The 22,349-nt window shown below is 73.8% G+C and carries 15 protein-coding genes and 1 pseudogene; 9 read left to right on the forward strand and 7 right to left on the reverse strand.

Going from position 1 to position 22,349, the window contains the following annotated elements:
- Positions 1 to 36: 36 nt before the first annotated feature.
- The 3 genes from mrdA to ACFWU6_RS11995 all read right to left on the reverse strand — a co-directional run bounded on the left by mrdA (position 37) and on the right by ACFWU6_RS11995 (position 4,623).
- Positions 37 to 2,136 (reverse strand): penicillin-binding protein 2, encoded by a 2,100-nt coding sequence (mrdA, locus tag ACFWU6_RS11985; protein WP_383798422.1) that lies wholly within the window; start codon positions 2,134 to 2,136, stop codon positions 37 to 39.
- A 61-nt stretch (positions 2,137 to 2,197) separates the two neighbouring features.
- Positions 2,198 to 3,655 (reverse strand): aldehyde dehydrogenase family protein, encoded by a 1,458-nt coding sequence (locus ACFWU6_RS11990; RefSeq protein ID WP_383798419.1) that lies wholly within the window; start codon positions 3,653 to 3,655, stop codon positions 2,198 to 2,200.
- 89 nt (positions 3,656 to 3,744) lie between these two features.
- Positions 3,745 to 4,623, reverse strand: a complete 879-nt coding sequence (locus ACFWU6_RS11995) for a helix-turn-helix domain-containing protein (protein ID WP_383798416.1) — start codon at positions 4,621 to 4,623, stop codon at positions 3,745 to 3,747.
- A 355-nt stretch (positions 4,624 to 4,978) separates the two neighbouring features.
- Between ACFWU6_RS11995 and ACFWU6_RS12000 the strand changes: the two genes are divergently transcribed.
- The gene (locus ACFWU6_RS12000) at positions 4,979 to 5,488 is read left to right on the forward strand and encodes an ATP-binding protein (protein ID WP_383798413.1); all 510 of its coding nucleotides are present in this window, start codon (positions 4,979 to 4,981) and stop codon (positions 5,486 to 5,488) included.
- A gap of 111 nt (positions 5,489 to 5,599) precedes the next feature.
- Here the strand turns inward: ACFWU6_RS12000 and ACFWU6_RS12005 are convergent, their stop codons facing one another.
- From ACFWU6_RS12005 to ACFWU6_RS12015, 3 genes are all read right to left on the reverse strand, one after another.
- Positions 5,600 to 5,845, reverse strand: coding sequence for a DUF397 domain-containing protein (locus ACFWU6_RS12005; RefSeq protein ID WP_069920830.1), 246 nt, complete (start codon positions 5,843 to 5,845; stop codon positions 5,600 to 5,602).
- A 118-nt stretch (positions 5,846 to 5,963) separates the two neighbouring features.
- On the reverse strand, positions 5,964 to 8,009 hold the full coding sequence (locus tag ACFWU6_RS12010; protein ID WP_383980636.1) for an FUSC family protein: 2,046 nt from the start codon (positions 8,007 to 8,009) through the stop codon (positions 5,964 to 5,966).
- A gap of 536 nt (positions 8,010 to 8,545) precedes the next feature.
- Positions 8,546 to 9,721, reverse strand: coding sequence for a DUF2786 domain-containing protein (locus tag ACFWU6_RS12015; RefSeq protein WP_383980638.1), 1,176 nt, complete (start codon positions 9,719 to 9,721; stop codon positions 8,546 to 8,548).
- A gap of 210 nt (positions 9,722 to 9,931) precedes the next feature.
- Between ACFWU6_RS12015 and ACFWU6_RS12020 the strand changes: the two genes are divergently transcribed.
- The gene (locus tag ACFWU6_RS12020) at positions 9,932 to 11,659 is read left to right on the forward strand and encodes a bifunctional 3'-5' exonuclease/DNA polymerase (protein WP_383980640.1); all 1,728 of its coding nucleotides are present in this window, start codon (positions 9,932 to 9,934) and stop codon (positions 11,657 to 11,659) included.
- Between the two features lie 153 nt (positions 11,660 to 11,812).
- Here ACFWU6_RS12020 and ACFWU6_RS12025 read toward each other — a convergent pair whose 3' ends face one another.
- Positions 11,813 to 12,322, reverse strand: a complete 510-nt coding sequence (locus ACFWU6_RS12025; RefSeq protein ID WP_383980642.1) for a GNAT family N-acetyltransferase — start codon at positions 12,320 to 12,322, stop codon at positions 11,813 to 11,815.
- A 220-nt stretch (positions 12,323 to 12,542) separates the two neighbouring features.
- On the opposite strand from ACFWU6_RS12025, the pseudogene ACFWU6_RS12030 reads away from it, so the two are divergent.
- From ACFWU6_RS12030 to ACFWU6_RS12060, 7 genes and pseudogenes are all read left to right on the forward strand, one after another.
- Positions 12,543 to 12,800, forward strand: a pseudogene (locus tag ACFWU6_RS12030) (hypothetical protein); the annotation flags it as partial.
- 351 nt (positions 12,801 to 13,151) lie between these two features.
- Positions 13,152 to 14,507: a type VII secretion integral membrane protein EccD gene (gene eccD, locus ACFWU6_RS12035; protein WP_383798397.1), complete on the forward strand. Its 1,356-nt coding sequence runs from the start codon at positions 13,152 to 13,154 to the stop codon at positions 14,505 to 14,507.
- 59 nt (positions 14,508 to 14,566) lie between these two features.
- Positions 14,567 to 15,970: a MinD/ParA family protein gene (locus ACFWU6_RS12040; protein ID WP_383980644.1), complete on the forward strand. Its 1,404-nt coding sequence runs from the start codon at positions 14,567 to 14,569 to the stop codon at positions 15,968 to 15,970.
- Between the two features lie 40 nt (positions 15,971 to 16,010).
- Positions 16,011 to 19,985, forward strand: coding sequence for a type VII secretion protein EccCa (eccCa, locus tag ACFWU6_RS12045; RefSeq protein ID WP_383980646.1), 3,975 nt, complete (start codon positions 16,011 to 16,013; stop codon positions 19,983 to 19,985).
- Positions 19,986 to 20,143: 158 nt separating this feature from the next.
- The gene (locus tag ACFWU6_RS12050) at positions 20,144 to 21,562 is read left to right on the forward strand and encodes a DUF6177 family protein (protein WP_383980648.1); all 1,419 of its coding nucleotides are present in this window, start codon (positions 20,144 to 20,146) and stop codon (positions 21,560 to 21,562) included.
- Between the two features lie 117 nt (positions 21,563 to 21,679).
- The gene (locus ACFWU6_RS12055) at positions 21,680 to 22,012 is read left to right on the forward strand and encodes a hypothetical protein (RefSeq protein WP_383798385.1); all 333 of its coding nucleotides are present in this window, start codon (positions 21,680 to 21,682) and stop codon (positions 22,010 to 22,012) included.
- 21 nt (positions 22,013 to 22,033) lie between these two features.
- Positions 22,034 to 22,345: a pore-forming ESAT-6 family protein gene (locus ACFWU6_RS12060; RefSeq protein ID WP_383798382.1), complete on the forward strand. Its 312-nt coding sequence runs from the start codon at positions 22,034 to 22,036 to the stop codon at positions 22,343 to 22,345.
- The last annotated feature ends 4 nt before the right edge of the window (positions 22,346 to 22,349 follow it).

The raw sequence follows: 22,349 nt of genomic DNA on the forward strand, positions 1-22,349 counted from the left end.
GACCACGCTACGGAGCCTTGCGGTCAGTTCCTGTCCTCAATCCGTTCGGTTCGCGGCGGTGTCCCCGTCCGGACGCAGTGAGGGCAGCGCGCTCGCCGGCCGGGGCAGCAGGGCCCGGGCGAGGTCCTGGTTGCCCTTCTCGTCCAGCCCGTACATGGCTTCGTAGATCTTGCGGACCGCCGGCCCCGACGCGCCGGAGCCGGTGCCGCCCTGGGAGATCGTCATCACGATCGCGTAGTCCTCGGTGTACGAGGCGAACCACGAGGTGGTCTGCTTGCCCTGGACCTCGGCGGTGCCGGTCTTCGCGTGCATCGGGATCTGCTTCTGCGGCCAGCCGCCGAAGCGCCAGGCCGCGCTGCCGGTGGTGGCGACCGCGGCGAGGGCCCCGTCGATGTCGTCGCGCGTCTCGGCGTCCATCGGCAGGCGGCCCTGGACCTTGGGGGCGATCTCCTGGACCGAGGTGCCGTCGGCGCTCACCACGGCCTTGCCGACGCTGGGCTGGTGGAGGGTGCCGCCGTTGGCGATGGCCGCGTAGACCGAGGCCATCTGCACCGGTGTCACGAGGGTGTCGCCCTGGCCGATCGAGTAGTTGATCGCGTCGCCCTCGCGCAGCTGGTTGCCCTGGCGGCAGTTCTCGTAGGCGATCTTCTCGGCGAAGGTGCCGCCCTTCTTGCCGTCACGGCACCAGGCGGCCTTGTTCGCCTCGAAGAAGTCCTGCTTCCACTTGCGGTCCGGGACCCGGCCGGGGACCTCGTTCGGGAGGTCGATGCCGGTGGGCTTGCCCAGGCCGAACTCGTGGGCGGTCTTGAGGAACCAGTCGCTCGGGTTCTTCTTGGGGTTGATCCCGCCGTCCTTCTTCCACTCCTGGTCCGCGATGGCGTAGTAGACGGTGTCGCAGGACACCTCCAGGGCGCGCCCGATGGTGATGTCGCCGTAGCCCTGGGACTCGAAGTTGGTGAAGGTCTGGTTGCCCACCGAGTACGCGCTGGGGCAGGGGTAGCGCCGGTCGAAGGGGTAGCCGGCGTTCACCGCGGCCGTCGAGGAGACGACCTTGAAGACGGAGCCGGGGGCCGCCTGGCCCTGGATCGCCCGGTTCAGCAGCGGGTAGTTCGACTTCTTCTCGGTGAGCTTCGCGTAGTCCTTGCCGGAGATCCCGCCGACCCAGGCGTTGGGGTCGTACGTCGGGTTCGAGGCCATCGCGACGACGCGGCCGGTCTTGGCCTCCATGACCACGACCGCGCCGGAGTCCGCGACGTAGTTCTTGCGGGTGTTGTTCTTGTCGAAGGTCTTGCGGGCCTCGATCATCGCGTTGTTCAGCTCGCGCTCGGCGACCGCCTGCACCCGGGCGTCGATCGAGGTGACCACGTTCGAGCCGGGCTGCGACTTGTCGGTACGGCCCTGCCCGGTGACCCGGCCGAGGTTGTCCACCTCGTAGCGCGTGATGCCGGCCTTGCCCCGCAGCTCCTTGTCGTAGGTGCGCTCCAGGCCCGAGCGGCCCACCTGGTCGGAGCGCAGGTACGGGGAGTCGGAGTTCTTCGCCTTGGCGATCTCCGCGTCGGTGACCGGGGAGAGGTAGCCGAGGACCTGCGAGGTGTTGGCCCCCTCGGGTCCGGCGTAGCGGCGCATGGCGGTGGGCTCGGCGGTGATCCCGGGGAAGTCCTCGGCGTGCTCGTGGATCTGCAGCGCCTGCTCGGTGGTGGCCTCGTCGCTGACCGGGATGGGCTGGTAGGGAGAACCGTTCCAGCAGGGCTGCGGCGTCTTGGCGTCGCAGAGGCGGACCTTGTCGATCACGTCCTGGGGGTTCATGCCCAGGACTCCCGCGAGGCGGGTCAGCACCTCCCTGCCCTTGTCCTTCATGGTCAGCAGCTCGGTGCGGCTGGCGGAGACCACGAGGTGGGTCTGGCTGTCGGCCAGCGGGACCCCGCGCGAGTCGAGGATCGAGCCGCGCACGGCGGGCTGGACGACCTGTTGGACGTGGTTGTTCTTGGCCTCGTCCGTGTACTCCTGGCCGTTGCGTATCTGGAGGTACCACAGTCTTCCGCCCAGGGTGAGCAGGAGCGAGAAGACGACGATCTGTATGACGACGAGCCGGTTCTGGACCCTGGGGGTCCGGCCGGTCTCGGGTATGTTGCTCAACTCTGCTCTCCCCCGGGCGGCTGCTCCGCGTACGCCCGGTCGAGTCTAGAGCGGCCGCGCCTCAGAACGGGAAGTGCGTCCGCCCGTGCTGCACGGAGATCCACTTCTGGGTGGTGAAGGCCTCCACGGTGGCCTCGCCGTTCAGCCGCCCCAGGCCCGAGGCCTTCTCCCCGCCGAAGGCGGCCAGCGGCTCGTCCCCGATCGTGGAGTCGTTGACGTGGATCATCCCGGTCTCGATCCGCTGGGCGAAGCGCACGCCCCGCTCCACGTCCCGGGTGTGCACCGCGCCGCTCAGCCCGTACGGGGTGAGGTTGGTCAGCCGTACGGCCTCGTCCTCGCCGTCGAAGACCACCAGCAGGGCCACCGGGCCGAAGATCTCCTGGCCCAGCAGCGGGGAGTCCTCGGGGAGGCCGGCCAGGACGGTCGGTTCCACCAGGTTGCCGCGCGTAGATCCGCGGACGAGCGCCTGCGCGCCCTCGGCGACGGCCCGGTCCACGAGCGCGGTCAGCGCGTCGGCCTGGAAGGAGTTGATCAAGGGGCCGATGTGGGTGTCCGCTTCGTGCGGGTCGCCCGTCTTCAGGGCGCGGACCCGGGCGGTGAACTTCTCGGTGAACTCCTCCGCGACGGAGGCGTCGACCAGGATGCGGTTGGCGGCCATGCAGACCTGGCCCTGGTAGACGAAGCGGCTGAAGACGGCCGCGTCCACCGCGTAGTCGAGGTCGGCGTCGTCGAGGACGACGAGCGCGCTGTTGCCGCTGAGCTCCAGGACGGTCCGCTTGAAGTGGCGGGCGGCGACGGCGCCGACGTGCCGGCCGACCCGGTCCGAGCCGGCGAAGGAGATCACCCTGGGGACGGGATGGGTCAGCAGCGCGTCGCCGATCTCCGCTATGTCGGTGACCAGCACGTTCAGCAGGCCCGCCGGGAGCCCGGCGTCCTCGAAGATCTTGGCGATGACCCCGCCGCCGACCACGGGCGCGTTCTGGTTCGGCTTGACCACCACGGCATTGCCCAGGGCGAGCGCGGGCGCGAGCGACTTCAGGGTGACCAGGAAGGGGAAGTTGAAGGGGCTGATCACGGTGACGACGCCCACCGGCAGCCGCTGGACCCTGTTCTCCTTGCCCTCCACCGGCGAGGCCAGGATGCGGCCCTGGGGGCGGACGGCCAGCTGGACCGCCTCGCGGATGAACTCCATGGCGCTGCGGACTTCGTACTCGGCCTTGGGACGGGTCCCGCCGAGCTCGTCGATCATCGCCTCGACGATCTCCTTCTCGCGCTCCTCGGTGATCCGCAGGGCGCGCTCCAGGACCGCGCGTCTGGAGTAGGGGCTGGTCGCGGCCCATTCGCGCTGGGCGCGCTCGGCGGCGCGGTAGGCCAGGTCCACCTGCTCGACGGTGGCCACGGTGATGGCGGCGAGCTTCTCCCCGTTGTAGGGGTTGACGTCGATGATGTCCCACGAACCGGTACCGGCCAGCCATTCGCCGTCGATGTACTGGTGAGCCAGGTCGCTGAATATGGACATGCCATCCCTTACTGCGAGCGCGCACCCGTGCGCTGCACCGGAGACCGATCGGTCATCATGCACTGATCAGACGTCATACTACGTGCGAATCAAGACAGTTGGAGCAGTCCGCGGAGAAGATCCCTGGTCCGGTCCGGGTCGGGGCAGTCCGCCTGGAGCCGCTCCATCGCCCGTCCGTACTGCCCCACTTCCTCGTCCTTGTCCAGGTAGAGGGCGCTGGTGAGCTGTTCCAGATAGACGATGTCCTGGAGGTCGGACTCGGGGAAGCGCAGCAGGGTGAAGGCCCCGCTCTCGCCCGCGTGGCCGCCGAACGAGAAGGGCATCACCTGGAGCTGCACGTTGGGGCGCTGGGAGATCTCGATCAGGTGCTCCAGCTGGCCGCGCATGACGTCGCGGTCGCCGTACGGGCGGCGCAGCGCCGCCTCGTCGAGCACGGCGTGGAAGACCGGGGCGCTCTCGGAGACGAGGACCTTCTGGCGCTCCAGGCGCAGCGCGACGCGCCGGTCGATCTCGGCGGAGGTGGCGCCGGGCATGCCGCGGCGGACGACGGCCTGGGCGTAGGCCTCGGTCTGCAACAGGCCGTGGACGAACTGGACCTCGTAGATGCGGATGAGCGAGGCGGCGCCCTCCAGACCGATGTACGTCTGGAACCAGCCGGGCAGTACGTCTCCGTAACTGTGCCACCAGCCGGTGGCGTTGGCCTCCCGGACCAGTCCCAGCAGGGACTCGCGCTCCGCGTCGTCCGTGACGCCGTAGAGCGTGAGGAGGTCCTCTACGTCCCTGGCCTTGAAGCTCACCCTTCCCAACTCCAAGCGGCTGATCTTCGATTCGGATGCGCGGATCGAGTAGCCGGCCGCCTCGCGGGTGATGCCGCGGGATTCACGGAGTCGCCTGAGCTGCGAGCCCAGGAGGATTCGGCGCACCACAGAACCGCTGGCTTCTGCGGTCACTAGTCCTGCCCTCCCCATCGCATCGGATGTGCCCCGCTCCACGCCTGCGCGCGGGCGGGACGGCCAGCGGGGCCCCCGCACCCCCAGGGGCCGCAGTCTGCCACCAAAACGCATCGGGCCGTACTCGTTCTGTAACGGAATCCCGCCTCCGGGAAAAGAAGTCCGTAAGTATGCGTAGGAAGAAATGAGCAAGAACCGTCACGGGAGCGGACAGGTCCGGCGCGTGCACGTGCATCTGCCCTTGCATCCGGCTCCGGCATTCGGAACGATGGTCCCGCGCACCTGCGTGCTCCTCGCGCCGGCGCCGGACCCACCCCGCAGTTCTCTTTGGGCAGAGCCGCCGCTCTGTCCGCGAATCCCGGGAGTGCCTCGCATGGGGACGAATGGATCGACCATGCTCGAGCCGTTACGGCAGGGGCTTCCCCCGGTCGACCCCACGGCTGTCTCCGGGTCCGCCTCCTGCGCTCTGCCCGCCCGGTTCGAGGCGGTGCGGGGCGCCCGTACGTTCACCCGGTCGACGCTGACCCGATGGGACCTCGACGACCGCTTCGACGACGTGTCCCTGGTCGTCTCCGAACTCGTCACCAACGCCCTGCGCCATGCCCTGCCGGACGACGCGCGGGGTGCGGGGTGCGAGGCGGAGCCCGCGGTGCGGCTGCATCTGATGCGGTGGAGCACGCGGCTGGTGTGCGCGGTGCGCGACCCCAGCGAGGACCGTCCCGGGGGGGCCTTCTGCCCGGAGCGCACCGAGGAGAACGTCGACCTGGAGTCCGGGCGGGGGCTGTTCCTGGTGGACTCCTACAGCGACAGCTGGGGCTGGCACCCGCTCGCGGGACGGCTCACCGGCAAGGTCGTCTGGGCGCTGTTCCTGCTCCACGACTGAGGCCCCGCGGCGGCGGCGCCGACCACCCCTCTCACGCCAGACGGCCGGGAATGATCGTCGCGATCATTCCCGGCCGCTGCACGTGCATGGCTCGATGGATGCGCTGTTCCGTCAGCCGATCAAGTGATCGAACTCGCCGTCCTTGACGCCCAGGAGCAGGGCCTCTATCTCGGCCGGCGTGTACACGAGCGCCGGTCCGTCCGGAAAGCGCGAGTTGCGCATGGCGACGTCGCCGCCGGGAAGTCTCGCGAACTCCACGCACGAGCCCTGCGAGTTGCTGTGTCTGCTCTTCTGCCAGGTGAGCTCAAACAAGGAAGCGAGTTCTGCAGCTGCCATCCCGTTGTACGCGTGGTCCACAGGAAGCCCCCGATAGTGCAGATGTCAACTGCACCGGATCATAGCTGTGTTCACAAGCGCCTGCATGGGCAGATGCACGTGCACGGAGGGTGGTCCATTGATCACAAACGCGTCCCGCTCAGGGACGCAGGGCTTCTGACAGTTCGTCGAGGGACTCCAGGACCTGCTCCGCCGCCCCGCGCAGCACCCCCGGCCGCGGGGCGTCCCAGTCCGCCAGCAGGTCCCGCACCCCGTCCCACCGCGGGACGCGGCGCTCCCGTACCGCCCTGGCACCCGCCTCGGTGGCCGCGCGCAGTTCCCCGGCCAGCGCGGCGGCGCCAGGCACCGGGGCCCGGTCCCGGTCCGGAAGGTGCGCCTCCAGCAGCATCGCGTGCCGCCCCAGCGACGCCAGGGCGTCGCCCGCGCCCTCGGCGGCCGCGCGGGAGAGGCCGCGGTGGCGCACCGGCTCCCCGGCGGCCCGCGACACCGCCTCCTGCCAGGCGATGCGCGCGTCCCGGGTGTCCAGCAGCGCCCGGCGCACATCCGCGCGCCGGGCCCCGGCCGGGTCGGCGTACTGCCCCAGGACGGCGGCCGCGTACCGGCCGTCGGCGGCCAGCCAGTCGGCGAGGCGGGTGCGCAGCCGCGGTGTCTCCCACGCCGGGTAGAGGGCGTAGGCGGCCATCGCGAGCACGCCGCCGACCAGGGTGAGGGCGACCCGGTCGGGGACGGTCTGGTCCCAGCGGACCCCGCCCATGCCGAGCAGGAAGACGACGTACGCGGAGACGAAGAGCTGCGCGACGGCGTACCCGGTGCGCATCAGGACGTACATCAGGCCCGCGCTCACCACGGCCAGGAAGCCGGACAGGTACATGCCGGGGTGGGCGAGCTGCACGATGCCGGTGGCGACGCCGACTCCGACCAGGGTGCCGGCGAAGCGGGCGACGGCCCGCGAGTAGGTCTGGGAGAAGTCCGGCCGCATCACCATCACGGAGGCCATCGGAGCCCAGTACCCGTGCCCCAGCGGCAGCGCCTGGCCGACCACCAGGCCCGTGCAGGCCACGGCGGTGACCCGCAGGGCGTGCCGCAGGATCGGCGACCCCGGCCGCAGCTCGGCCCGTACGTCCTTCAGGACCAGCGGCGCCAGCCTCCACAGGGTGGGCCGCAGCATCGACTCCCTGGGATCGGCGGTGCGCCCCGACCCCGGCTCCGCGGTCTCCAGTACGTCGTCCAGCAGGGCGGCGAGCCTGCGCGCGGCCCGCAGCGGCGCCCCCGCGAGCAAATCCTCCGTGTCGGGGGCCCGCAGCACGGCGAGGGCCGGTGCGGGCAGGACGACCGGCTCCCCGTGCCGGATCGCGCGCGCGGCGGCGTCCAGCGCCGTCCCGCCGGCGGCGAGCAGCTCCCGGACCCGGTCCCGCCCCGGGCCCTCGGCCGGCGCCCCCACGGCCGGATCGGCGAGCGAGGCCAGCACGGGCCGGATCCGTTCGGCGAGCCCGCGCGCACCGTGCAGTTCGGCGGGGCGCCGCCGGGCCTGGCGGGCGGTGACGGTGGCGGCGGCCCGTGCCCGCATCAGCGGCTGCGGGTCGAAGGGGGCGTGCGGGTCGTGGCGCAGGCGGCGGGCGTAGTCGGCCTCGGCGGCGAGCGCGTCGGCCAGGGCGTCGCGTTGGGCGCCCCACCGGCGGATGGGGAAGAGCACGATCAGCAGCGCCTGGACCACCCCGCCGGCGGCGATCATCGCGGCGTGTCCGGCGGCCTGCGGCACCGAGGTGGGCAGGGTGACGGTGACCAGCATGATCGCGACGTTGCCGGAGGCGATGATCCCGGCGGTGGGGCCGGCCGCCCACATCAGGCTCGCGGCGAAGGTCCAGAGGGCGAGGAGGACGAGGAAGAGCGCGAGGTGCGAGGAGCCGACGAGGTAGCCCGCGAAGGTGGAGACGGCCAGGGTCAGCCCGGAGGCGAGGGCGAGGACGGGCCGCGGGCGCCAGCTCTGCTGGAAGCTCGCGACGGCGGCCATGAAGGCGCCGAAGGCCGAACTGGCCGCGGACCCGGGGCCGAACAGCGCGAGCCCGGCGCCGATGACGAGGGCGAGCCCGGCGGCGGCGCGCAGGGCGACGAGGGGTTCCAGCCGGGTCCGCTCAACCTTCACGCCGGACCAGGCGGTGTCCCTCAGCGCCCGGAGCCAGCTCATGGCGTCGAGGGTAGCGGTTTCGCCCGGATCGCCCCTTTTTCGGCGCCTCCCCCGACGTGTCCGGCGTCCGGTGCGGGGTGCGGGGTGCGCGGTGTCCGGCGGCCGGCGTCCGGTGCGCGGGCCGGACGGTCGACCGGTCGGCGCCCCGTCATGATCCGCAGACGGCCCCCGGCCCCGGCCCCGGGCCCTGCCCGCACGGCCGATCGTGCCGGTGCTGCCGGGCGCCTGCCCGTCGTGCCGGTCGAGCCGGGTCGTGCCCGTCGTGCCCGTCGTGCCGGGCCGTGCCGGCCGAGTCGGTCGTGCCCGGGCCGCCGGTCGTCAGACCGCCGTGGCGGCGGTGCCGGTCGTTGCCCCGTCGTGGCAGCGGTGCCGGTCGTGCCGGGTCGTGCCCGTCGTGCCGGGCCGTGCCGGTGCCGCGGTCGTCAGCCCGCCGTGGCCGTGGTGCCGGTCGTCTGCCCGACGTGGCCGTCCTTCCCGTCGCCTGCCCGCAGTTGTCCGGCTCGCGCATCGGTCGGGGCGGGCTTTCGTGACAGCGCTCAGCCGGGGAGGGAGGTGCGCCGGCCGCCCATGTGGGCCCGGTCGGCGGCCGCCGTGCCGTCCTCCCAGCCCGCGTGGTCGGTGGCCCCGCGCAGCCGGGTCGTCGTCGTCCGGGGGAACATCTCGTCCGCCCGGGAGGTGACCGCCACGTCGCGGGCCACCAGGGCCGGCAGGTTGTCCGGGGCCTCGGCGGCCGTGTGCTCGGCCGTCTCGGCGAGCCGCTGGCCGAGACGGCTGGCGTAGGCGAGCAGGAAGGACTGCCTGAACGTCTTCGTCCGCTTGCGCCCGCCGGAGCGCTGGGCCGCCTCCGCGCGGGTCATCGCCGCCGTGCCCTGCACGAGCAGCGAGGTGAACAGCAGCTCCACCGCCTCCAGGTCGCTCTCGAAGCCGACCACCGTCGAGAAGCCGAAGCCGCCGTTCCACACCGCCCGGCAGCGGTTGGCCGTGGCCACCGCGTCGAGCAGCACCGCCTTGGCCTCCTCGTACGGCGGCTCCACTCCGATCCGGCACGCCCCCGGCACCTGCCCAGGCCCGCCGCCGCGCGCGGCCAGCAGCGCCTCGTCCACGGTGTGCCGGGCCATCAGCTCCTGGGCCTTCGCGCTGAGGGCCTCCGCCTCCTCCGGGAAGGTGGTCGCCTCGGCCTTCGCGAGCAGGGCCCGGATCCGGCCCAGCATCCGCGGCTCGATGTGCGCGTGCTCCCCCGGGTCCGCCGGGTCGCCCGGGAGGGGGCCCACCGGCTCGACCGAGGGCAGCCGGATCAGCAGTCGCAACACCTCCAGGAAGGCCGTGGCCAGCGTGAACCGGTCCGTCCGCTCCCGCTGCGCGAGCCGGTCGCCGTACTCCTCGTCGCTCCCCCACCACACCTCGGCGTCGGTCCACCGGGCCGGGAGCCGGGCGTAGCGGCGCGCCTCGGCGGCCACCAGGTCCCCGGTGATCCTCAGGTGCCGCTCGTCGAGGTCCCGCCGCACCAGCCGCAGCACGTCGGCCGGCCGCCAGCCCCGCTCCCAGCCCTGCCGTACGTACGACTCCCCGCGCGCGAGCAGTTCCTGCCCCACCCCGGGCCACAGCGCGGGCTCGGCAACGAGCACCGAGGCGCCGGTGTCCAGCCCGGCGTCGTCCTGGGCGTAGAGGGCGGCGGCGAAGGCGCGGTCGACGGTCTCGGCAAGGTCTCTCACACCCCTCAGCTTGGCATGTCCCCCCGCGCCCCTCCGAGGGCCGTCCGGCCCCGCCCCGGCAACGGCGTTCCAGCCCCGCCGGCCCTCGAGGCGCGGGGCCCGGGGCGGAGCCCCGGCAGCGGCGCCGCACCCGACGACCCCCCGCACGCCCCCGGCAGGGCCCGGCACGGCGCCGCGCCGCTGTCGGACCCCGGTGGGACACTCGCACCCGTGAGCGAAAACGCCGGCCGGTGGGCCCTCGCCGAGGACGCCGACGGGTGGTGGCACGCCGCGCCCGCAGACCCCGCGCCGGGGACCGCGCCCGGGACCGGGACCGCGGGGGCCGCCGCCGCCGGGCCGCGGCTGCGCGTCCGCGACCCCGCCGATGCGGTGCGCGCCGCCCCCGCCGGGACGCGCTGGGTGTGGCGGTCGACCCCCGCCGTGTACCCCCGGCTGCTCGCCGCCGGCGCCCGCGTCGAGCGCTGCCACGACGTCGAGGACGCCGAGCTGCTCCTGCTCGGCCACGAGGGGCGGCTCGGTGAGCCCCGCTCGGCGGCGGCCGCCTGGGCCCGCCTCACCGGGGCCCCCGTACCGCCCGATCCGCCGCAGCGGGCCGCCGAGCGCGGGACGCAGGACTCCCTGTTCGACCCGCAGCCCGCGCCCGTCCCCCTCGACGCCCTGCTGGCCGTCCACGCCGACCAGACGGCGCGGCTCGGCGCCACTGCCCATCCCGACCGGATGCGGCTGCTGGTGGCCGCCGAGTCCGCGGCCTTCCTCGTCGCCGCCGAGATGAACCGCGCCGGCCTGCCCTGGCGGGCCGACGTACACCGCGCCCTGCTGACCGACCTGCTCGGCGAGCGGTACGCGGGCGGCGGCGAGCCCCGCCGACTGGCCGAGCTGGCCGAGCAGGTCTCCGCGGCGTTCGGCCGCCGCGTGCGCCCCGACCTTCCCGCGGACGTGATCAAGGCCTTCGCCGGAGCCGGGATCAAGCTGAAGTCCACCCGCCGCTGGGAGATCCAGGAGCTGGACCACCCCGCCGTCGAACCGCTGATCGCGTACAAGAAGCTGTACCGGATCTACACCGCCCACGGCTGGAGCTGGCTCGCCGACTGGGTCCACGACGGCCGCTTCCGCCCGGAGTTCATCCCCGGCGGGACCTTCACCGGACGCTGGGTGACCAACGGCGGCGGGGCGCTCCAGATCCCCAAGGTGATCCGCCGGGCGGTCGTCGCCGACCCCGGTTGGCGGCTCGTCGTCGCCGACGCCGACCAGATGGAGCCGCGGGTGCTCGCCGCCATCTCCCGCGACCCCGCCTTCATGGAGGTGGCCGGACGGCCCGAGGACCTCTACACGGCCGTCTCCCGCCAGGGCTTCTCCGGCGACCGGGACAAGGCCAAGCTCGCCGTCCTCGGCGCCGTCTACGGGCAGACCTCCGGGGACGGCCTGAAGAACCTGGCCGCCCTGCGCCGCCGCTTCCCCCGGGCCGTGGCGTACGTGGACGACGCCGCCCGGGCCGGCGAGGAGGGCCGGCTGGTGCGGACCTGGCTGGGCCGCACCTGCCCGCCGCCCGCCGTCTCCGCCGACGCGGGGGAGGCGGAGGAGGGCGGTGAGGCGGGGGTCCCGCAGGACCGCGCGGACGCCTGGACCCCGAGCTACGCCTCGTCCGACACCCGGGCCCGCGGCCGGTTCACCCGCAACTTCGTGGTGCAGGGCAGCGCCGCCGACTGGGCCCTGCTGCTGCTCGCGGCCCTGCGGCAGGCGACCGCCGGCATGCGGGCCGAGCTGGTGTTCTTCCAGCACGACGAGGTGATCGTGCACTGCCCGGCCGAGGAGGCCGGGGCCGTGGCCGAGGCGATCCGCGCCGCCGGGGACCGGGCGGGGAGGATCGCCTTCGGCGACACCCCGGTCCGCTTCCCCTTCACGACGGCTGTGGTGGAGTGTTACGCCGACGCCAAGTGAGCCCCTGCCAAGCCCCCTTGCGTACGTGCGTGCCGCCGGGCACGGTCCCACCGCCGGGCCGGGCCGACGACCCCTCCCCCGCGGGTGCGTCGAACTCCCGCGCGCCCACGGGGCCTTCGCGGTGCGGGAGCATCCGGCCCGGACGCGCCCGGCTCAGGCCGGGCCCCCCAGGTCGCGGAGGTACAGGTGGAACTCCTCGCGTACGAAGCCCTCCGCCTCGTACAGCCCCTGCGCGACGAAGTTGTCGTACGCGGTCTCCAGCTGCACCGCGGCCGCGCCCGCCTCGGCGGCCCGGCGCAGCACCTCCCGCAGCAGCGCCCGGCCCGCGCCCGAACGGCGCCCGGCCGGGGCCACGTACAGGTCGCCGAGGAGCCAGGCGGGCCGCATGGCGAGGGAGGAGAAGGTGCGGTAGACCTGGGCGAAGCCGACCGTCCCGGTCCCCGGCACCTCGGCGAGCAGCACCAGGGACTCGTCGTTGGCGATCCGTTCGGCCAGGAAGGCGCGGGGCCGGTCCGGGTCGTCGACCTCCACCTCGTAGAAGTCGAGGTAGCCGCGGAACAGGGCGGCCGCCGCGTCGAGGTCCCCCTCGGCGGCGGTGCGCAGCCGTACCTCCGGCGCACCCGCGGGGTCCTCGATGCCGTCCTGCGGTGCCCGACCGTTCATGTCCGTCTCTCCCTCATGTCCGCTCCGCGCGTCGGGGACCATTGTGCGCGGGGCGGGGGAAGGGCCGCCCGCCGCCTCCCGGGAGCAGGCCGGGCCGACCGATGCTCTATGTTGCAGAGGCAGAACACAGGGACTTCGCAGTCCGCACGCGCAGCAGCCGCACCCGGAGCGGAGCGGCTGCGGGCGCTCGACGAGCCGGGACCGAGGCGACGGACGACGGATGGCACGGGACTACGACAGCCAGCTTCTGGAGTCGGTGGCGGTACGCCGCCGCCGGATGAGGGACGCACTGCTCTTCGGCGCGCAGCGGGCGCGGCGCACGGCCGACGAGCGGCTCGGGAAGCTGTTCGCGGGCATCGCCATCGCCGCCGTCCTCTGCGCGGGGTGCGTCGGATGGTCCTTCGTCCAGCACACGCTCGCCAAGCAGAAGGCCGAGAAGCAGAAACAGCAGCAGCAGGTGCAGCAGTTCGGGCAGCCGGTGACGCCGCAGCGGCAGCCCACCGGCCCGTCCGCATCCCGCACGCCGTCGACGTCGACATCGCCGCCGACATCGACGTCGACGTCGACGAAGGCTCCGAAGACGCAGAAGCCGCCGAAGTCGGCGCAGCCCTCGCCCACGGCCGCCTCGCCCCGGCCGACGCGGTCGTAGCGCGTGCGGACGACAGCGGTCGCAGACCGTGCGGATGACAGTCGTGCCGGAGCCGGGAGAGGCCCCGCCTCCGGCAGCAGAGCCATGTCCCCCTTGGCCCCGAATCGGCCCGGATCGGCCCCGAATCGGCCCCGAACCGGCCCCGGAAGGGCGCAATCCCGCGATGATAGGTTCCCGTAAGTGGTGAGCACAGCAACGACGTCCCGGGCGCAGCTGAGCCGGGTGACCCTGGTCGGCGAGCGGCGCCGGGCCGACATGGTCCTGCCCTCCGACACTCCGATCGGGCAGCTGCTCCCCGACATACTCCAGCTGCTGGACGACCGGGCCGCTTCGCGCCCGATGACCCGGCAGCTGATCACCTCGGACGGCTCCGCGCTGCCGCACGACAGCACGCTCGCCTCGGCCGGCATCGCCGACGGCGCCGTCCTGCGACTCGTCAGGACCCACTCCGCGCCGCCCGCTCCCGTGGTCCACGACGTCACCGACCTGGTGGCCGACGACCTCGACCTGCAGGCCTGGCGCTGGCGGCCCGCCGCCCGGCGCGGCAGCGCGGGGGTGGCCACCGTCGCCTTCACCGTGGCCGCCGCCCTGCTCGCCCGGCGCGAGTTCCCCCTCGGCTCGCTGGCCCTCTCCCTCGCCGCGCTCACGCTCGTCCTGCTGGCCGCCGGCGCGCTCGTCGCCCGGATCGGGCAGGGCAACCGGGGCCTGGCGACCGCGCTCCTGCTCGCCTCCGGCGGGCTGGGCGTCCTCACGGCGTGGACCGCCGCGGACGCCCACCACTGGTCGGGCATCGTGCGGCTCGCCGCCGTCGCCGGCGCGCTGATCCTGACGCTGCTGCTGCTCGGCTACTTCTCGCCGCTCGGCCGCGGCGGGCTCATGGGCGCCGCGGCGACCGCGGTGGTCACCGCCCTGTGGGAGGCCGTCGCCGCCGTCCAGGACGATCCGGCCCGGCTCGGCGCGGTCATGGCGCTCTTCTCCGTGGTGCTGCTCGGCCTGCTGCCGCGACTCGCCCTGATGGGCTCGGGCCTCACCGCGCTCGACGACCGCCGCTCGGGCGGAGCCTCCGTCAGCCGCCACGAGGTGGGCAACGCGCTCGCCGCGACGCACCGCGGGCTCGCCCTCGCGACGATCGTCACCGCGGTCTCGGCCGCGGCCGCGGGCTGGCTGCTGACGCTGGCGGAGAAGCCCACCGTGTGGACGGTGACGCTGCCGACGCTCGTCGCCGTGGTGCTCCTGTCGCGGGCGCGCGCCTTCCCGCTGGTCGCCGAGGTCGTGGCGCTGTTCGCCGCCGCCGCGCTGCTCCTCGTACGGCTCGTGGTGCTGTGGACCGAGCACGACGGGGGCGCCGGACCGCTCGCCGTCCTGGGCGCGGCGGCCCTGTTGCCGCTGCTCGTCCTCGCGGTGCAGCCGCCGGAGCACGTGCAGGTACGGCTGCGGCGCACGGCCGACCTGGTCGAATCGATCGGCATGGTGGGGCTCTTCCCGCTCGCCGTCGGGGTGTTCGGGGTGTACGGGCAGCTGCTCGACAAGTTCTGAGTCAACGCGCAGGTGCTCCGCGGCGGGGCAGCAGGTCGGAAGAAGAGGCAGGGGCAGACATGCCGAACGGAGACAACTGGCAGGGCGACGTCCTGCGCGACCTCCGGGGCGGAGCCGCGCCGCAGGGCGCCCAGGCACCGCCCCGGGCCCCGGGGGCACAACTCCCCGCCCAGGGCCCGGGCGCACCGGCGCCACAGATCCCCGGGACGCCCTCCCCGTCCCCCACCCCCGGCACACCCACCCCGCCCGGGCCGTACGGCACCCCCGGCGCACCCGCCCCGTACGTCCCCGGCGCACCCGCCTCGTACGGCGCACCCACCCCGCCCGGCGCGCCCGGGCCGCACGTCCCCGCCGCACCCACCCCCGGCGCGCCCGGGCCGGGGTTCCCGCCCCCGGGCGGGCCGCAGCCGGGCCCGGCCCACGCCGCCCCGGCGCACGCCGTACCGCAGCCGGGGCCCGCGTACCCGTACCAGGCCGAGGGCCAAAGCCAGGGCCGGGCCGGGCAGCCGGGGGCCGGGCAGCCGGGCCGGGCCGTCCGGGCGCCCGACTCCCGGCCCACCGTCGACGGGAAGCTCGCCGCGGCGCAGCGGCGGCGCCCCCGGCACGGCGAGGCCTTCACCGCGCGCGCCGTGCGCGCCGTACGCAGAACCGTTTCCTCATCCTCCGCACGCGAGGTCGCCGAAGCCACCCGCGCCGCCGAGCTGCTCCAGCAGCCCGTGACCACCGGCCGCCAGATCTCCGTCACCTCCATCCGCGGCGGCGCCGGCAAGACCACGGTCGCCGCCCTGCTCGGCACCACGTACGCCCACTACCGCCAGGACCCGGTCCTCTTCGTCGAGGCCGACCCGGCCCTCGGCTCGCTGCCGATCCGCCTCGGCGCCGAAACCCTGCGCTGGACCACCGGCGACGTCGCGGACATCGTCGAACCCCAGATGTCGCTGCTCGACGTCACCGGCTACCTCGTCCAGCTCCGCGACAACGCCTGGCTGCTGCCGGGCAGTCAGGGCCAGATCGGCGCGATGCTCGACACCCGGTCCTACGAGCGGGCCATGGTCGCGCTCCGCCGCTACTTCGGCGTGACCGTCGTCGACTGCGAGACGCTCCCCGCCGAGGTCGCCCGCGTCGCGCTCTCCGCCTCCCAGGCCCGCGTCCTGACCACCCCCGCGACCCTCGACGGCATCGCCAGCATGCAGGCCGTCCTCCAGTGGATGCAGGGACTGCCCCCGCACGTCATCGCCGGCACGGTCGTCGTGCTCACCGAGCAGACCCCCCACCCGGGGATCAACCTCGCCGAGGCCACCCGGGTCCTGCGGGCCACCGGGACGGGCGTCCACGTCCTGCCGTACGACCGCCACCTCGCCGCCGGCGGCACCATCCGCACCGAACTGCTCGCCCGCTCGACCCGGCAGACCGCCGCCCGGCTCGCCGCGGACGTCTTCCAGCTCTCCCAGAAGCGCCACTGACCGTGATGACGAGCCCGCCCGCGACCGACGGACGACGACGATGAGCACCCGACTGATCCACCGCCCGGCCAGGACCGTCAAACCGCCGGCCGCCTCCGCCGCGCGCACCATCGAGGCCCCGCCCAACCTCCCCGAGGGCAAGGCGGGCAACATCGCGATGTCGCTGCTGCCCGTGGCCGGGGTCATGTCGTCCGTCGTGATGATGACGGTCGTCCGCAACAGCCAGTTCGCCGTGCTCGGCGCACTGATCCTCGTCGTCACCATCGTCGGGTCCCTCGGGCTGGTGTTCTCCCAGCGCGGCAAGGCCCAGCGCACCCGCCGCACCCAGCGCGAGGCCTACCTCGCCTACCTGGAGGACCTCCGCGAGGAACTCGCCGCCGAGGAGCGCGAGCGCGGCGAGCATGCCGACGTGCTCAACCCGCCGCCGCACGCCCTGTACGACATCGTCCGCGACCCGGCCCGGCTGTGGGAGCGCCGCCGCGTCGACGGGGACTTCCTGCGCGTGCGCGTCGGCACCGGCGAGATGCCCGTACGGGACCTGCGGATCGGCGAACAGGGCTCGACCGTCCTCACCCCGCCCGACCTCTTCATGCTCAACGAGGCCTCCGCGCTGACCGCCCGCTTCCGCAACGGCACCGAGCTCCCCCTCACCGTCCCGCTCGACCGGGTGGGCGACATCAGCGTCGTCGGCCCCCGCGAGGACTGCCTGCGCGTCGCCCGCGCCCTGCTGGTCCAGGCCGCCGCCCTGCACGCCCCCGACGACGTCGCGATCGCGCTGGCCGTGCCCGGCGACCGGCTCGCCGACTGGGAGTGGGCCAAGTGGATGCCCCACCTCCTCGACACCGAGCAGCTCGACGGCCCCGTCGCCGCACGCCGCATCGCCCCCTCCGCGGCCCAGCTCTCCCGGCAGATCGGCCCGGAGCTGCGCCGCCGCGCCTCCTACGCCGCCGAGGTGCGCCGCGGACTCGCCGGCAAGGACGCCCTGTCCATGACGTCCCGGCTGCTCGTCGTCGCCGACGGACACGGTGAGGACGCCGTCGAACTGCCCCGCCCCGACGACGCGGTCGGCCTGCGCGAGATGGGCGTCACCGTCCTCCACCTGCTGGAGCAGCGAATCCAGGAGCCCGGACACGTCGGCGTACGGATCACCGTCGACGGCGACCGGGTGCTGATCGAGGACCTGCGCCAGGACGAGCCCGTCAGTGCGCACGGCACCGTCGACGAGGTCGGCATCCCCTTCGCCGAGGGCCTGGCCCGGATGCTCGCCCCACTGCGCCTGTCCGCCGAGTCCCTCATCGACGCCCCCCTGTCCGGGCCCGTCGACTTCGCCGACCTGCTCGGCATCGACGACGTCGCCCGGCTGGACCTGGCGGCCCTGTGGGCCCCGCGCGGCGAACGCGCCTTCCTGCGCGTCCCCATCGGCGTCAGCGACTCCCACCAGCCGGTGCTGCTGGACCTCAAGGAATCCTCCGAGCTGGGCATGGGCCCGCACGGCCTGTGCGTCGGCGCCACCGGCTCCGGGAAGTCCGAGCTGCTGCGCACCCTGGTCCTCGCCCTGGTCGCCACCCACCCGCCGGAGGACCTCGCCCTCGTCCTCGTCGACTACAAGGGCGGCGCCACCTTCGCCCCGTTCGCGGACCTCCCGCACGTCGCCGGAGTCATCACCAACCTGGAGAACCAGGCGGGGCTGGTCGAGCGCGTCCACGCCTCCCTGGCCGGCGAGGTCAAGCGCCGCCAGCAAGTCCTCAAGGACGCGGGCAACATCGCCGACATCGGCGACTACACAGCCTTGCGCGCCGAGCGCCGGCCCGACCTCGACCCGCTCCCCCACCTCTTCGTCGTCATCGACGAGTTCGGCGAACTCCTCACCGCCAAACCCGACTTCATCGACCTGTTCCTGTCCATCGGACGGATCGGCCGCTCCATCGGCGTGCACCTGCTGCTCTCCAGCCAGCGCATCGAGGGCGGCAAGCTCAAGGGCCTCGACACCTACCTCTCCTACCGCCTGGGCCTGCGCACCTTCTCCGCCGACGAGTCCCGCACGGTCCTGGACACCACCGACGCCTTCCACCTCCCGCCGCTCCCCGGCTTCGGCTACCTCAAGGTCGACACCAGCCACTACGAGCGGTTCAAGGCGAGCTACGTGTCCGGGGCCTACCGGGGACCCGTCCAGCGCGCCGAAGCCGAGGACCTCGGCCCCCTCGCCCTGGAGTACGAGGCCTTCAACACCCTGTCCGAACCCCAGGGCACCGGCGCCCCCGAGCCCGCGGCCCGCCGCCGCGAGACCGGACCGACCGAGATGGGCGTCGTCGTCGAGCAGCTGGAGCACGCCGCCGCGCCGGTGCGCCGCATCTGGCTGCCCCCGCTGCCCGGCGGGATGTCACTGGACTCGGTGGCCGGGCCCCTCGACGTGGGCGCCCGCGGCATGCAGCTCGCCAAGCGGCGCGGACGGCTCTGCGTGCCGCTCGGCCTCCTCGACGACCCGACCCGGCAGTGGCAGGGCGAGTGGTACCTGGACCTCACCGTCGCCGGCGGCCACGCCGCCGTCATCGGCGGCCCGCAGTCCGGCAAGACCACCCTGCTGCGCACCCTCGTCCTCTCCCTCGCGCTGACGCACACGCCGCAGGAGGTCGGCGTCTACGGCCTCGACCTCGTCGGCGGCGGCCTCCAGGCCCTGGCGGGCCTGCCGCACGTCGGCGGGATCGCGGGCCGCGCCGACCGCGAGCGCGCGGCCCGCACCGTCGAAGAGGTCCGGAACATGCTCGCGACCCGCGAGGACCTCTTCCGCGAGCACGGCATCGACTCCGTCGAACAGCTGCGCACCCTGCACGCGGCCGGCCGGCTGCCCCGGCTGGCCTCCGCCGAGATCGTCCTCGTCATCGACGGCTTCGGCGCGCTGCGCGACGACTTCGAGGAGCTCGACGACGCCGTCGTCGACATCCTCAAGCGCGGCGGCGGCTACGGCATCCACGTCGTCGCGGGCATGCTCCGCTGGAACGACGTCCGCATCGCCACCCAGTCGAACTTCGGCACCCGCGTCGAGCTGCGCCTCAACGACCCCAGCGAGTCCAGCATCGAGCGCAAGCTGGCCGAGACCCTCTCGCCCGACGAACCGGGCCGCGTCCTGACCGACGGCAAGCTCTTCGCGCAGGTGGCGCTGCCCCGCACCGACGGGCTCGCCGACGCCGCCGAGCTGGGCGCCGTCCTGGAGCGCACGGCCCGTACGATCCGCGCCACCTGGAGCGGCGAGGCCGCCCAGCCGGTACGGGTGCTGCCGCACCTGCTGGAGCCGCACCTGCTGCCGGGCCCGGTGGCCGAGCCCGTACGGGTGCCGATCGGCCTCGACCAGGGCGCGCTGGCTCCCGTGCTCCTCGACCTGTTCCACCACGACCAGCACCTGCTGGTCATGGGGGACAGCGAGTGCGGCAAGACGAACCTGCTGAAGACGATCGCCGCCGGCCTCATCGAGCGCCACGGCGAGGACGAGCTCGTCTTCGCGATCATGGACCCGCGGCGCAGCCTGCGCGGCGTGGTCCCCGAGGAGTTCAACGGCGGGTACGCGTACAACGCCAAGATGTGCGCGGGGCTGGCCGCCGGCATCGCCACCGAGCTGGAGAAGCGGCTGCCCGACGACGCCGCGCGGCTGGAGGACCTGGAGCCGGGCAGCTGGGGCGGCGGGCCGCGGATCGTGGTGCTCGTCGACGACTACGACGTGCTCACCACCGCGGGGCAGTCGCCGCTGGCGCCGTTCCTGCCGTACATCCCGTCGGCGGTCGACATCGGCCTGCACTTCGTCCTGACGCGCCGCGTCGCGGGCGCCTCGCGCGGGATGTACGAGCCGCTGGTGCAGGGCCTGCGCGAATCGGGGGCCTCGGCGGTCGTCATGGCGGGAGACCGGAGCGAAGGCCAGCTGTTCCCGGGGGTGTACGCCTCCCAGCAGCCCGCCGGGCGCGGTGTCCTCGTGCGCCGGGGCCAGTCCCCCCGCCTGATCCAGACCGTCCACACGCCGGCGTGAGCGACGCCCCGAACGACCGATGCCCCGAACGACCGACGCCCCGAGTGACCGCCCGCCCTCATGACCGGCCACCGCCCCCGAGTGACCGCCCGTCCGCCCCAGTGGCCGTCCGCGCGCGAGCGCCGGCTCCCCCGACCGACCGAAGGACCGCACGCCCCATGACCAAGGACGTCGTAGCCCTCACCCCGCGGATGCCCGACCCCTGGAGCATCCTCGCGGGCCTGCTCTCCGGAGGACCCGACAAGCTGGTGAACACGGCGGGCGAGGGAGCGGTCGTGCAGCTCTGCGACGCGTCGGGCCGGCCGCTGGTCTCCGTCGAGGCGCCGCTGCTCGTCCAGGTGGCCGGCGAGGCCGAGCGGCTTTTCGGAGCCGCGGCGCCGCCCGTCCCCTTCTGGTGGACGGAGGCCCGCGCCACGACCGGTGTCGCGGAGGCCGAGCGGCTCGCCGGCACCTTCGCCGCCCGGGTCGCCGCGCTCGCGGGCGGCACGGTCTGGCCGCCCGAGGCCGCGCTGTCGCTCGCCGTGGTCGCGTCCGAGGGGGTCGGCCTGGCGCCGGCGCCCGCCGCCGCGCAGCCGGCCGTCGACGTCCTCACCGACAAGGTCGCCGTCGTCATCACCGACCGGCCCGTGGTCGCGATGACGGCCTGGCTCTCCGACGCCTTCCGGGCCGTCGCCGCCGCGGAGCGCGGCCTGCAGATCGTCAGCCCGGCGGGGGCGACGCTCTCCCCGGCCGTACGGGACAGCCTGCCCGGCTGGCCCTCGCGCTGGGTCGTGCAGGACGAACAGGAGGGCTACTACGACGGCCGCTCGGGGGCGGTGCTGCGCTGGCAGGAGGGCATGTTCGCCCCGGTGGCCTCGCCGGGCGCCACCGAGGACGACCCGGACACCCCGGTGGCGGCCGCGTTCCGGGAGTTCGCGGACACCGGGGAGCGGCAGCTGGCCGTCACCTTCCGCACGGTCCGCCCCGCCGACGAGCGGCTGGTCCTCGGCGGCGCTCTGGAGGCGCTGTGGTGCGAGCTCACCGGCGGACCCCCGGCCGGCTGGGGCAGCGCGGAGCCCGCGAACCTGCCGTGGTCGCCGGCCCGGCTGACGGACACCGCCTTCGCGCGGGCGCCCGAGCCGAGCTGGTTCGTGGTGGTCGGCAGCCCGGAGCGGCCCGCTCACGCGACGGTCCGCATCACCCGTACGAAGGCCGGCGTCGAGGAGGACGTCACCGTGGCCTTCGGCTACGGGGCGGACGAGGAGCCGCCGCTGGAGGCGCTGACGCGGGCGGCGGAGGTGCTCGCCACCCGCCACCACCTCCAGTCGATGCTCGTACAACTCCGCAAAGCACGGCGGGACCTGGCGGTGCCGCCGCGCTTCGAGGGGCCCGGCGTACCGCTGGCCTTCGTCCTCGGCGCGGAGGAGGCCCACGCCCTGCCGGACGACCGCGCCCGGCGGACGCCGCTGGCGCAACAGCCGCTCGCGCTGGGACCGAAGGCCCGTCCGGCCTTCTACTACGCGCTGCCGGGAGATCCGTCCGACCTGTCGGGGTGGAGCGACTTCGAGCGCCTGGTGCGGCACCTGAAGGGCTCGTGAAGGAACCCGGCGGTTTGTCAGGCCTTTGTCACAGGAAGCAGGTTGCTGGTTGCAACAGCGATGTGAGTTGATAGAAGTAGAGATACTTTTGATCGTTCGAGGGAGCGGGGGAGCGGAATGAAGTTCGACATGGGCACGCAGGTTCTGACGAGCCTGATGTCGGGGTCGCGCAATTCCAGCACGGATCTGGGGACCCTGATCCAGCTGCTGCTGAACGCCGCGCAGCCGCTGGAGGGCAAGTTCAACGGCTCCGGCAAGGTCGCGTTCGACTCCTTCAAGTTGCGTTCCGACGCGATCACCAAGGAGCTGAACGCCTCGCTGGCCGCGATCCTGGGCGGCCAGTCGGGCATGGAGCAGGCCTTCGGTTCGGGCGACCAGGAGCAGGGCGAGAACGCCAAGACGCAGATGTCCGCTGCGAACTTCGACGCGGCCCGGTTCTCGGGCCGCTGACCTCACGGGGAGTGGTGTGTGATGGCTGGTGGTACGGACCGTCGTTCGTATGACGTGGGCGCTTCGACGGAGGCCCAGGGCAACATCAAGGTCGTGATCGGCCAGCTGGAGCAGGTGATCGCGGCGCGTGACGCGCAGGTGAAGGCCGCGATGTCGGACTTCGCGGCGGACGGCGTGGCGGACGACTACCACGCCAAGGAGCTGCGCTGGACGAACGCGTCGCAGGAGGTCAAGAACATCATCAACCTGCTGAACACGACGCTGGAGAAGAACGACAGCACGGCCCAGCAGACGCTCGCCCGGGCGCGGGCCGCGGTCGACAACATCGGCTGAGCAA

Source organism: Streptomyces sp. NPDC058674 (assembly GCF_042716505.1).
GTDB lineage: Bacteria > Actinomycetota > Actinomycetes > Streptomycetales > Streptomycetaceae > Streptomyces.